Here is an 11791-nt window from a genome sequence, read left to right as displayed (position 1 = left end):
CCCGACCACCGCGCCGGGACTCCGCCATGCCCAGGCAACAAACTCACCTCGCTCCCCCGACAGTTGGTGGTCAGCGAAGCCGTCTCACCTCAATCGAAACGCCGAGGCTAGTCCTCCTCGACCGCGACGGCCTGCACGGGGCAGGACCGCACCGCCTCGAGAACCAGAGGCTGTCCCGCCCCGCTCTCCTGCCCGGGCAGGACCTCGCTCAGGCCGTCGTCGTCCTGCGTGAAGACGCCGGGCACGGTGAGCACACACATGCCCGCGCCCACGCAACGGTCCTTGTCGACGTGAATCCGCACACTCATCTCCTACCAACCCACCGGGAGCCGGATCATTCCCTGCAGCGTGGTGCCGGGTTTGAAGGGGATCTCCGACACGGGCGCCGCAAGCTTCAGACCGGGCAGCCGGTCGAACAGGGTGCGCAGCCCGATCTCGATCTCCGCACGGGCCAGGTTCTGCCCCAGGCACTGATGAATACCGAAGCCGAAAGCGAGGTGATGGCGGTCCTCGCGGTGCCAGTCCAGTTCGTCGGCCACACCGTGCTGCGCGGGGTCGCGGTTGATCAGGGACGTCGACATCATGACGCCGTCGCCCGCGCGGATCGTGTGATCCCCGTACTCGATGTCCCCCGTCGCCACCCGCATTCCGCCCTCGGCCACGGAGAGGAAGCGCAGCAGTTCCTCGACGGCCGCAGGCATCAGGTCCGGGTCCGCTCGCAGTTCGGCGAGGTGCTGAGGGTGCTCGATCAGCGTGAACGCGCCGAGGGAGATCATGTTGGTGGTGGTCTCGTGGCCCGCGACGACCAGCAGCGCCGCGAGCGCCATCAACTCGTCGCGCCGGATGTCCCCCCGGGCATACGGCTCGTGGATCAGCTCGTCGAGCAGGGCGTCCCCGGGCTCATGCTGCTTGCACTCGATCAACGCGCCCAGGTAGGCGTCGAGTTGCTCCCCGGCTCGCTGAGTGTCCTCGACGGTCGGCCCGCCCAGGAGCCGTCGCGACTGCTCCTCGAAGAACTCGTGGTCGTCGTAGGGCACACCGAGCATCAGGCACATCACCTGAGACGACAGGGGCAGCGCGAACGCGCTCACCAACTCGGCCGGCGGCCCCTGCGCAATGATGTCGTCGACCAGCCGGTCGGCGATCTCCTGGATGCGCGGGCGCAGCGCGGAGATGCGTTTGGCCGTGAAAGTGGGGATCACTGTCCGGCGCAGCGCCTTGTGCTCGGGGTCGTCCATGCCGAGCAGCGAGAGGCGGCGGCCGCGGACGCGGTTCTTGAAGCCCTCCGTCGGCGACGGGAACGCCTCGTTGTCCTGGTCCGCGGACAGGCGCGGGTCGCTGAGGAGGTCGCGGGCCGCGCCGAACCCCGTGACGAGCCACACGGCGCGGCCGTCGTAGAGCCTGACCCGGGTCAGCGGCCGGTCCGCACGCAGCGGGTCGTATCCTGCCGGCGGGTGGTACGGGCACGTACGGTCCTGGGGGAAGGGGACCAGTTGCCGCATCACAGCTTCTTCCGTCATGGATGCCTCGCATCTGTAGCGACAGGTGAACGAACCTGATCAGACGGTCCGCCGCCGGCCCGGCCAGGGGGCACGGCGCATGCGGCCGACGTCACCATAGACATGAGAGCCGACCGCCGCGCACACCGCGCGACCGCGGGGATTCCGCGCTTGCACACCCTCGGGGGCACCGGACACCGGGACCCAGCAGGCAGCTTCGCGGCCCGGGCGCCGCGGCGCTCGGGCGCACGTCCACCGGGCTTCCACGACGGCTCCAGGCGATCAGTCGAAATCGCCGGGCTGGTAGTCGCCGCCGGGAGTGCGGTTGATGACGCCGAAGCGGTTGGAGGAGTTGATGAAGGAGATGAAGCACACCAGGGCCGACAGTTGTTCCTCGTCGTAGTGCTTGGTGGCCTCGGTCCAGGCCTCGTCCGTGATGCCGCCGGCTCCGTCGGCGATCCGGGTGCCCTGCTCCGTCAGCTCGAGTGCGGCACGCTCTGCGTCCGTGAAGACATTGGACTCGCGCCAGGCCGCGACCAGGTTGACCCGTGTCGCGGACTCCCCCGCGTGTGCGAGGTCCTTGGAATGCGCGTCCGTGCAGTAGCCGCAGCCGTTGATCTGGCTGGCCCGCAGCATCACCAGGTCCTGGGTCGACTTCGGCAGCGCCGACTCCTTGATGAGGGTGCGGCTCGCCGAGGCGAAGTACTTCAGTGCCTTGGCGACGACGGGGCTGCCGAAAAGGTTCAGACGGGGTTCCATGGCGGTCTCCTGGGGTGGTGGTCGGTGCGTATGTCCTGAAGACACCGCACGGCGCGGGACTGTGACATGGATACGCACGGCAGGCGGCCGCCGGCCTTGCCCTTGAGAGGGACTCCAGCCGGATTCGAGACCGGCTAGCGGCGCGTTGACACCGCACGGCGGGACCGCCTCCAATGTCGCTCGGAAGCGGATCCGCTGTTGCAGACGCCGTCAGGAGGTGCCCGTTGTCTTTGGCCGAGCAGGTGACGTACCGGGCGGGCGGTCCCGGCAGGATCGCGTCACCGGTGCGGTGGATCGAATCGCATCCGGTCACCCGCGTACGCGTCGATTCGCTCGTGCTGGACGGCTCCCCCCGGCTGTCCGGCCCGGACCAGGCCCACGTGCGCATGCTCGCCGAGACCAAGAACGCTCTGCCGCCGATCACCGTGCACCGCCCGACCCTGCGCGTCATCGACGGTGTCCACCGGGTCCACGCGGCCCGGCTCAACGGGCGCGGCGAGGTCCCGGCGAGGCTGCTCGACTGCGACCGGGCCACCGCCTTCGTGCTGGCCGTCGAGGCGAACGTCGCCCACGGCCTGCCGTTGACGCGCGCCGATCGCACCGCCGCTGCCGCCCGCATCATCGAGGCGTTCCCGCAGTGGTCCGACCGCGCGGTGGCGGCGGCCGTGGGGATCTCCGACAAGACGGTCTCCCGCCTGCGGACCCGGTCGGGCGCCGGGCGCGTGGTCCAGACCGGCACCCGGCTCGGCCAGGACGGCCGGGTACGGCCCCTCGACAGCGGCCGCCGCCGGCGCCGCGCCGCCGCCCTCCTGCGCGAGGCACCGGACGCGGGCCTGCGCGAGGTGGCCCGCGCCACCGGGCTCTCCCCGGCCACGGTGCGGGACGTACGGCGTCGGATCGACCGCGGCGAGGACCCCGTCCCCGGCCGCTACCGCGAGGTCCGGCCCGCCCTCCTCACTCCCGTCGGCCCGGACCGCCGGCGCCCCGCGGCCGCGCCCGCCGACGGTGAGCGCGAGGCCGTCGTGGTGGACCGGAACAGGCTGCTCGCCAAGCTCAACGAGGACCCTTCGCTGCGGCTCAGCGAGAGCGGCCGACGCGCTCTGCGCTGGCTGCGCCACTACTCCGTCACCGGCCAGGACATCGAGACGCTCGCCCACGGACTGCCCTGCCACTGGGCCCCCGAGGTCGCCGACCTGGCCCGCAGCTGCGCGGCCGCGTGGAGCGAGCTGGCCGAACTGCTCCAGGAGCGCGCCCAGTAGCGCCCCGCTCATCGCCCCGCCGACCAGAACCGACGCACCCCAGGAGGCCTTCCGTGTCCGAGCATGCCGAGTCGCCCGGTATCCCCGCCAGAGCCGAGAGCGGCAGCGGCACCGGCGTCTGGTTCATCGGAGCCCGCGGCTCCGTCGCCACCACCGCGGTCGCCGGGTGCGCCGCGCTCGCAGCGGGCCTGTACGGGCCGACGGGCATGGTCACCGAGTCGCCGGCGTTCGCCGCCGCCTCGCTGCCCGCGCTGTCCGGCCTCGTCTTCGGCGGCCATGACACAGTCAACTGGCCGCTGCCCAAGCGCGCCGAGGCCCTCGCGGAGCAGGGCGTCCTGCCGCACGGGCTGGTGCGCGCCGTCCACCGTGAACTGGCCGCAGTCGAACGGGAGATACGCACCGGCGGACCGATGGCCGGCGACCCACGCGGCGACGAGGAGCTGATCACGGCGTTCGCCGCCGATATCGAGGGCTTCACCCGGCGGGGCGGCCTCGCCCGTACCGTCGTCGTGAACGTCGCCTCCACCGAACCCGCCCCCGTCGCGGGCGCGGACCGGCTGCCCGCCAGCTCGCTGTACGCGGCGGCCGCCCTGCGTGCGGGGTGCGCGTACGTGAACTTCACACCGTCCACCGGGATACGCCATCCGGCCCTCGCCGAAGCAGCCGCGGCAGCCGGGGTGCCGTACGCGGGCCGGGACGGCAAGACCGGGCAGACCTTGCTGCGCGCGGTCCTGGCGCCCATGTTCCGCCAGCGCGCCCTGGACGTACGGGCCTGGTCCGGCACCAATCTGCTCGGCGGCGGCGACGGCGCCGCGCTCGCCGACTCCGCGGCGGCCGCGGCGAAGAACGCGGGGAAGAACCGGGTCCTCGAGGACAACCTCGGCGCCCTGCCCGAGGGTGAGGTGCACATCGACGACGTACCCGCGCTCGGCGAATGGAAGACGGCCTGGGACCACGTCGCCTTCGAGGGCTTTCTCGGCTCCCGGATGATCCTTCAGACCATCTGGCAGGGCTGCGACTCGGCGCTGGCCGCGCCGCTGGTACTGGACCTGGCCAGGCTCGCCGCGCGCGCCCACGAGGCGGGCATCACCGGGAGCCTTCCCTCGCTCGGCTTCTACTTCAAGGACCCGGACGGCACCTCGGCCGCCCTCGCCGAGCAGTACGACGAGCTCCTCGCGTTCGCCGCGACGCTGGGAGAGCCCCGGTGAGCACCCCCCGCGACTGGGCCGAACTACTGCGCGTCTCGGCCCTGTTCAGCGTCCCGGGCGACGTGCTCGCCGGGGCCGCCGCGAGCGGCGCGCGCCCCGGGGCCCGTACCGCCCTGGCCACCGGTGCCTCGCTGTGCCTGTACGAGGCGGGCATGGCGCTCAACGACTGGGCCGACCGGGACGAGGACGCCGTGGAGCGCCCGCACCGGCCCCTGCCCTCGGGCCGGATCGCTCCTGCCCGGGCACTGACGGCGGCGGCCGGTCTGACCGTCGCCGGGGTGGGCCTGGCACTGGCCGCGGGCCGCCCCGCCGCGCTGGCCGCGACCGCTCTCGCCGGCACCGTGTGGGCGTACGACCTGCGCCTGAAGCACACGCCCGCGGGCCCGGCCGCGATGGCCGCCGCCCGTGGTCTCGACCTGCTGCTCGGGGCCGTGGCGAGCGCCGGCCCACGGGCAGACGTGGGGAGTCCGGCCCGTGCCGCGCGCCGTGCCCTGGTGCCCGCCGCCGTGCTCGGCGCGCACACCTATGTGCTCACCACGGTCTCCCGCAACGAGACCCGGGGCGGCTCGACGGGCGCACCGCTGGCCGCGCTGGGCGCGACGGCCGCGCTCGGCACCCTGACCGGCTCCGGGCGGTGCGCGGACGAACGGCCGCGGGCGTACGCCAGGGCCGCCCTCACCGGCGCCTATGTGGCGACGGCCGCGGTCCCGTATCTTCACGCGGCGCTCAACCCCTCGCCGCCGCTGACCCAGAAGGCCGTCAGCGGCGGGATCCGCGCGATGATCCCGCTCCAGGCGGCCCTCACGGCCCGCTCCGGCGCGCTCACCTCCGCCGCGCTGCTCGCCGGACTCGTCCCGGTGGCCCGTCGGCTGGCCCGGAAGGTGAGCCCCACATGAGCGTCCGTCTCGGCTACGGCACCAACGGCCTGACCGATCTGCGCCTGGAGGACGCCCTCAGTGTCCTCGCCGAGCTCGGTTACGACGGGGTGGGTCTGACCCTCGACCACATGCACCTCGACCCGTTCGGTCCCGATCTCGCCGGCCGGGTCGCCCGGATCGCCGCGCTGCTGGACAGACTCGGCCTGTCCGTCACCGTCGAGACCGGTGCCCGTTACGTACTCGACCCGCGCCGCAAGCACGCCCCGAGCCTGCTCGAACCGGAGCCGGAGGCCCGGTCGGCACGGATCGACCTGCTGGTCACCGCGGTGCGGGTGGCCGCCGATCTCGGCGCGCACGCGGTGCACTGCTTCAGCGGCGTACCCTCCGTCGCCACCGCGGAGAGGGCCGCCTGGGACATGCTCAGTGACTCCCTGGGGCCCGTCCTGGACGCCGCGGAGCGGGCCGGTGTGCCGCTCGCACTCGAGCCGGAGCCCGGTCATCTCGTCGAGTCCCTCGCCGACTTCCACCGGCTGCGCGCCCGGTTGGACGACCACCCGCAGCTCGGCCTCACCCTCGACATCGGTCACTGCCAGTGCCTGGAGCCGCTGCCGCCGGACCAGTGCGTGAGCGCCGCGGGTCCCTGGCTGCGGCATGTGCAGATCGAGGACATGCGGCGCGGTGTGCACGAGCATCTGCCCTTCGGGGAAGGTGAGATCGACTTCCCACCGGTGCTGGCCGCGCTCGATGCCACCGGCTACCAGGGCCTCACCGTGGTCGAACTGCCCCGTCACTCACACGCCGGGCCCGACCTGGCGCGCTCCTCCATGAAGTTCCTGCGCGCGCGGCTCGCGGCGCTCCCGGCCGCCGCGCCGGCGGCCCCGTCCACTTAGGGATACCGATATGCCGATCACGCGTGAGGAACTGCCGGTGAGCCTCGGCCCCAGCGGCGCCGCCTGGATCGAGGACGCGCTCGCCGATGCCCGGGAGGCCGCCCGCACCACCCTGGACGCCGTGCCACGTCACGGTGTGCCGAAGTGGGAGCTGCGCTTCGCGGCGGCCGGCCGCGAGTGCGGCTCATCGGAGTCGGCACAGGTGGCCCGGGTGCTGCTGCTGCGCACGGCCCGCCCCGATGCGGCCGCAGTGCGCAGGCTCTACGAGCGGGGTACCGGCGCCGAGCGCCGCGCCGTCCTGCTGGCCCTGCCGCATCTGGGGCTCACCCCGGAGGAGGGGGTGGCGCTGGTCGAGGACGCACTGCGCGCCAACGACACCGGGCTCGTGGCCGCCGCCGTCGGACCCTTCGCCGCGGCACATCTGGACGCCCACGCCTGGCGCCACGCCGTCCTCAAGTGCCTGTTCACCGGGGTGCCCCTGGCCGCCGTCGCGGGGCTCGCGGACCGGGCCCGCGGGGACCGCGAACTCGCCCGCATGCTGGGTGACTTCGCCGCGGAGCGAACTGCCGCGGAGAGAGCCGTCCCCTCGGACCTCGACCACGCACTGGCTCTGACCACCAAGGAAGTCTGATGCGCATCTTCGACCCGCACATCCACATGACCTCGCGCACCACCGACGACTACGAGGCGATGTACGCGGCCGGGGTGCGCGCCCTGGTCGAACCCGCTTTCTGGCTCGGCCAGCCGCGCACCTCGCCGCAGAGCTTCTTCGACTACTTCGACGCGCTGCTCGGCTGGGAGCCGTTCCGGGCCGCGCAGTACGGGATCGCGCACCACTGCACGATCGCCCTCAACCCCAAGGAGGCGAACGATCCGCGCTGCACTCCGGTCCTCGGTGAACTGCCGCGTTATCTGGTCAAGGACGGGGTCGTCGCCGTCGGTGAGATCGGCTACGACTCGATGACTCCCGCCGAGGACACCGCGCTGGCCGCGCAGCTGGAACTGGCCGCCGGGCATTCCCTGCCCGCGCTGGTGCACACCCCGCACCGCGACAAGCTCGTGGGGCTGCGCCGCACCCTGGACGTGGTGGCCGAGTCGAAGCTGCCCACGGACCGGGTGCTGCTCGACCACCTCAACGAGACCACGGTCGAGGAGGCCAGGGACAGCGGGGCATGGCTCGGCTTCTCCGTCTACCCGGACACCAAGATGGACGAGCGCCGCATGGTCGACGTCCTGCGGAAGTACGGGCTCGGCCAGGTGCTGGTCAACTCGGCCGCCGACTGGGGCAGAAGTGATCCGCTCAAGACCCGCAAGGTGGGTGAGGCGATGCTCGCCGCGGGGTTCAGTGACGACGACGTGGACCAGGTCCTGTGGCGCAACCCCGTTGCGTTCTACGGACTGAGCGGCCGCCTCGTCCTCGACCGCGCCCAGCCCGAGCCCCTCTACGAGGGAAACTCAGTCGCGCGCGGGGGCGAATGAGCCGTGCGTTTCAAGCATCCCGACGGCTCGGTCCTGCACCTCGCGTACTGCACCAACGTCCATCCGGCCGAGACTCTCGACGGTGTCGTCGCCCAGTTGGCCGCGTACTGCGAACCAGTCCGCCGGAACCTGGGCGTCGAGCGCCTGGGCATCGGTCTGTGGCTGGCCCGCGACGTGGTGCACGCCCTGAACGCCGACGAGGCCGCGCCGTCACGGCTGCGCAGCGAGCTGGAACGGCGCGGCCTCGAGGTCGTCACCCTCAACGGATTCCCCTATGAGGGGTTCGGCGGCAAGACGGTCAAGTACCGCGTGTACAAGCCGGACTGGACCGATCCCGCGCGTCTGGAGTACACCAGCGACCTCGCCCGTCTCCTCACCCGGCTGCTGCCGCCGGATGTCGCAGAGGGCACCGTCTCCACGCTGCCGCTGGCCTGGCGGACAGGATTCGACGCGGCCGCGGCCGCCTCGGCACACACCGCGCTCACCGAACTGGCGCGCCGCCTCGACTGGCTGGAGTCGGAGACCGGCCGCTCGATCAGGGTCGCCCTGGAGCCCGAGCCGGGTTGTGCCGTCGAGACCACCGCCGACGCGCTGGAGCCGCTCGCCGCCCTGCCGGGCCACCGCATCGGACTGTGCCTGGACACGTGCCATCTCGCGACGAGCTTCGAGGAGCCCACCGCGGCTCTGGCCGCTCTGGAACGGGCCGGCATCACCGTGCCCAAGGTGCAGCTCTCCGCCGCCCTGCACGCCGAGAATCCCCGGGACCCGGGGGTCCGTGCCGCACTCGCCGCCTTCGACGAACCGCGGTTCCTGCACCAGACGCGCGCCCGCACGGGCCAGGGCCTTCACGGGACCGACGACCTCGGCCCGGCGCTGGTCCGCGGTGCGCTGCCGGACGGTGTGCCCTGGCGCGCCCACTTCCACGTACCGCTGCACACCCCGCCCGCGCCGCCGCTGACGTCCACGCTGGACGTGCTGAGTGAGACGCTCGCGGCGCTGGTCGGCGGGGCGACGGCGCACAGCCGTCACTTCGAGGTCGAGACGTACACCTGGCAGGCCCTGCCGGCCGAACTGCGGCCCCGGACCCGCGCCCAGCTCGCCGACGGCATCGCCGCCGAACTCACCCTCGCCCGCGACCTCCTGGTCGACCTCGGCCTCAAGGAGCTGCCATGACCACCGCAGGGACGACCGCCGGGACGGACGGCTCACCCACCCCGCTGCTGGTCCTCGACGTCGTCGGGCTCACCCCCCGCCTCCTGGACCACATGCCGCACCTCAAGGCCCTCGGACGGACCGGCACCCACGCCCCGCTCGGCACCGTGCTCCCCGCCGTGACGTGCGCCGCCCAGTCCACCTTCCTCACCGGCACCACCCCCGCCGAACACGGCATCGTCGCCAACGGCTGGTACTTCCGCGAACTCGGCGACGTCCTCCTGTGGCGTCAGCACAACGGGCTGGTCGAGGGCGACAAGCTCTGGGACGCGGCCCGCCGCGCCCACCCCGGCTACACCGTCGCCAACATCTGCTGGTGGTACGCGATGGGCGCCGACACCGACTTCACCGTCACCCCCCGCCCCGTCTACTACGCCGACGGCCGCAAGGAACCCGACTGCTACACCCGCCCGCCGGCCCTCCACGACGAACTCAGCGCGAAACTCGGCACTTTCCCCCTCTTCCACTTCTGGGGCCCGGGCGCCGACCTCGTCTCCTCGCAGTGGATCATCGACGCGACCCGGCACATCCTCGACACCCGCCACCCCGACCTCGCCCTCTGCTACCTCCCGCACCTCGACTACGACCTCCAGCGCTACGGCCCCGACGACCCGCGCGCCTTCAAGGCCGCGGCCGACCTCGACCGTGCCGTCGCCCCGCTCCTGGACGACGCCCGCCGCGAGGGCCGCACCGTCGTGGCCCTGTCCGAGTACGGCATCACCCGGGTGGAGCGGCCCGTCGACATCAACCGCGCGCTGCGCCGCGCCGGCCTCCTGGAAGTGCACACCCAGGACGGCATGGAGTACCTGGACCCGATGACCTCCCGGGCCTTCGCCGTCGCCGACCACCAGATCGCGCACATCTACGTACGCCGCCCCGAGGACCTCGAAGCGGCCCGCGAAGCGCTGGCGGACCTCCCGGGCATCGAGCAGCTCCTGGACGACGAGGGCAAGAAGGCACACGGACTCGACCATCCGCGCTCCGGCGAACTGGTCGCCGTCGCGGACCCGGACGCCTGGTTCACGTACTACTACTGGCTCGACGACGACCGCGCGCCCGACTTCGCCCAGCTCGTCGAGATCCACCGCAAACCCGGCTACGACCCCGTCGAACTCTTCCTGGACCCCCAGGACCCGTACGTCCGGGTCAAGGCGGCCACCGCGGTCGCCCGCAAGAAGCTCGGGATGCGCTACCGCATGGCGGTCGTCCCCCTGGACCCGTCACCTATCCGGGGCAGCCACGGCCGCCTCCCCCTGAGCGACGAAGAAGGTCCGCTCATCCTCTGCTCCACCCCCCACGCGTTCACCGGCCCCGTCCGGGCCACCGAAGTGAAGTCCCTGCTCCTCACGCTTGCCGGCCTCGCATGAGATCGGTCCGTGCACAGCCTTGTGCGCATCTTCGAGAAAGAGAGAGACCGTGACCGAGTACAACGACGAATCCGGAACGGACAGCGCCCTGCGCCGCACCCTCGGCGTCAACCGCCGCCGCTTCCTCAGCACCTGCACCGCCGCTGCGGCAACGGCGATCGCCGCGCCCGTACTCGGCGCATCGCCGGCCTTCGCCCAGCCCGCGTCCCACCAGGGCCACGGCCATGACCACAACCACGGTCACGGCCAAGGCCAGGCTCTGGTCCCGGCGGCGAAGCGAGGGATCATCCTGTACACCGTGCGCGACGCCACGGGCCGCGATCCGCTCAGCACCAGCCTTCCCTCGGGCTTCCGCGACGTGTTCAAGGAGCTCGCCCGCTACGGCTACAAGCAGGTCGAGTTCGCCGGGTTCGGCCAGCACGCCAACGCACCCGGCGGCAACAACCTCGAAACGGTGGCGGGCGCGAAGCTGCTGCGCTCCTGGCTGGACGACTACGGCCTGCGCGCCCAGGGCAACCACGGCTTCATCCCCTCGTCCTGGCCGCTGAGCCAGAGCGATCTGGACCAGTTCAAGCGGAGCCTCGAAATAGCGAACATCCTCGGCATGGACCACATGGGTACCGGTGGTGACCCCACTGGCAGCGCCTACCGTGCCGACTGGGACGTGGCGGCCGACAAGTGGAACGCGATGGGGCAGATCGCCCGTCGTGCGGGGATCAAGCTGTACACCCACAACCACGACGCGGCCTACGGCTTCCTGCTCGACGGCGGCCCGCTGGACGCACAGGGACGGCCCACCCGCAGCTCCGGCATCCGCAAGCTCGAGTACTTCCTCAAGGTCACTGACCCGAAGACCGTATGGCTGGAGATGGACATCTTCTGGGCACACGTCGCCCAGTACAAGTTCCACGGCTACACCGCGCACGACGGATCGCAGCGGGAGAACATCTTCGACCCCGCGGCACTGGTCCGCCGCCACAACAAGCGCTACCCGCTGTTCCACGCCAAGGACGGCGTGGTCAGCACCACCAACGGCGACGGCTACGAGATGGTCCCCTTCGGCACCGGGGTCATCGACTACCGGACCTTCTTCCGCCGCGTCGGGGAGGCGAACCACCGCAACCCGATGGTCGAGCAGGACACCGCACCGAGCTCGACGGACCTCGCGCAGTCCCTGAAGCAGGCGCGGATCAGCTACGAGGGCATGGCAGCGCTGCGCAAGTAGCACCATCGGCGGGCC

12 protein-coding genes are annotated in these 11791 nt (G+C 72.1%); 9 read left to right on the top strand and 3 right to left on the bottom strand.

Features of this window, described 5'->3' with window-relative positions:
- Positions 1–107: 107 nt before the first annotated feature.
- From J1C73_RS18215 to J1C73_RS18205, 3 genes are all read right to left on the bottom strand, one after another.
- Positions 108–302 (bottom strand): ferredoxin, encoded by a 195-nt coding sequence (locus J1C73_RS18215; RefSeq protein ID WP_207317332.1) that lies wholly within the window; start codon positions 300–302, stop codon positions 108–110.
- Positions 303–311: 9 nt separating this feature from the next.
- Positions 312–1520 carry a cytochrome P450 gene (locus J1C73_RS18210; RefSeq protein ID WP_207317331.1) on the bottom strand — a complete coding sequence of 403 codons (1209 nt, stop codon included), beginning with the start codon at positions 1518–1520 and terminating at the stop codon, positions 312–314.
- Between the two features lie 261 nt (positions 1521–1781).
- A complete protein-coding gene (locus J1C73_RS18205; RefSeq protein ID WP_207317330.1) occupies positions 1782–2258 on the bottom strand; it encodes a carboxymuconolactone decarboxylase family protein in 477 nt (158 codons plus the stop codon).
- A 224-nt stretch (positions 2259–2482) separates the two neighbouring features.
- Here J1C73_RS18205 and J1C73_RS18200 point away from each other — a divergent pair, with 224 nt between their 5' ends.
- Genes J1C73_RS18200 through J1C73_RS18160 form a run of 9 tightly spaced genes read left to right on the top strand, consistent with a single transcriptional unit; the run spans position 2483 to position 11776 of the window.
- Complete coding sequence (locus J1C73_RS18200) at positions 2483–3517, top strand: ParB/RepB/Spo0J family partition protein (protein WP_207317329.1); 1035 nt, start codon at positions 2483–2485, stop codon at positions 3515–3517.
- 53 nt (positions 3518–3570) lie between these two features.
- Complete coding sequence (locus J1C73_RS18195) at positions 3571–4725, top strand: inositol-3-phosphate synthase (protein ID WP_207317328.1); 1155 nt, start codon at positions 3571–3573, stop codon at positions 4723–4725.
- Entirely contained in the window at positions 4722–5621 is a 900-nt protein-coding gene (locus tag J1C73_RS18190; protein WP_207317327.1) for an SCO3242 family prenyltransferase, read from the top strand. Before J1C73_RS18195 ends, J1C73_RS18190 begins: the two co-directional genes overlap by 4 nt.
- Entirely contained in the window at positions 5618–6493 is an 876-nt protein-coding gene (locus J1C73_RS18185; protein ID WP_207317326.1) for a sugar phosphate isomerase/epimerase family protein, read from the top strand. The genes J1C73_RS18190 and J1C73_RS18185 overlap by 4 nt, the downstream gene beginning before the upstream one ends.
- 10 nt (positions 6494–6503) lie before the next feature.
- Positions 6504–7124 (top strand): EboA domain-containing protein, encoded by a 621-nt coding sequence (locus J1C73_RS18180; RefSeq protein ID WP_207317325.1) that lies wholly within the window; start codon positions 6504–6506, stop codon positions 7122–7124.
- Positions 7124–7972, top strand: coding sequence for a TatD family hydrolase (locus tag J1C73_RS18175; protein ID WP_207317324.1), 849 nt, complete (start codon positions 7124–7126; stop codon positions 7970–7972). The genes J1C73_RS18180 and J1C73_RS18175 overlap by 1 nt, the downstream gene beginning before the upstream one ends.
- A gap of 3 nt (positions 7973–7975) precedes the next feature.
- The gene (gene eboE, locus J1C73_RS18170) at positions 7976–9145 is read left to right on the top strand and encodes a metabolite traffic protein EboE (RefSeq protein ID WP_207317323.1); all 1170 of its coding nucleotides are present in this window, start codon (positions 7976–7978) and stop codon (positions 9143–9145) included.
- Positions 9142–10551 (top strand): alkaline phosphatase family protein, encoded by a 1410-nt coding sequence (locus J1C73_RS18165; protein ID WP_207317322.1) that lies wholly within the window; start codon positions 9142–9144, stop codon positions 10549–10551. The genes eboE and J1C73_RS18165 overlap by 4 nt, the downstream gene beginning before the upstream one ends.
- A gap of 49 nt (positions 10552–10600) precedes the next feature.
- On the top strand, positions 10601–11776 hold the full coding sequence (locus tag J1C73_RS18160; RefSeq protein ID WP_207317321.1) for a sugar phosphate isomerase/epimerase family protein: 1176 nt from the start codon (positions 10601–10603) through the stop codon (positions 11774–11776).
- The last annotated feature ends 15 nt before the right edge of the window (positions 11777–11791 follow it).

The organism is Streptomyces laculatispora (assembly GCF_017353455.1).
In the GTDB taxonomy this organism is placed as follows: Bacteria; Actinomycetota; Actinomycetes; order Streptomycetales; family Streptomycetaceae; genus Streptomyces; species Streptomyces laculatispora.
This window is presented reverse-complemented; position numbering and strand designations above follow the sequence as displayed.

Excerpts from the sequence above, each read along its gene's own strand:
- J1C73_RS18165 (WP_207317322.1), top strand. The coding sequence starts at position 9,142 with ATGACCACCGCAGGGACGACCGCCGGGACGGACGGCTCACCCACCCCG.
- J1C73_RS18185 (WP_207317326.1), top strand. The coding sequence starts at position 5,618 with ATGAGCGTCCGTCTCGGCTACGGCACCAACGGCCTGACCGATCTGCGC.
- J1C73_RS18180 (WP_207317325.1), top strand. The coding sequence starts at position 6,504 with ATGCCGATCACGCGTGAGGAACTGCCGGTGAGCCTCGGCCCCAGCGGC.
- J1C73_RS18210 (WP_207317331.1), bottom strand. The coding sequence starts at position 1,520 with ATGACGGAAGAAGCTGTGATGCGGCAACTGGTCCCCTTCCCCCAGGAC.
- J1C73_RS18205 (WP_207317330.1), bottom strand. The coding sequence starts at position 2,258 with ATGGAACCCCGTCTGAACCTTTTCGGCAGCCCCGTCGTCGCCAAGGCA.
- J1C73_RS18175 (WP_207317324.1), top strand. The coding sequence starts at position 7,124 with ATGCGCATCTTCGACCCGCACATCCACATGACCTCGCGCACCACCGAC.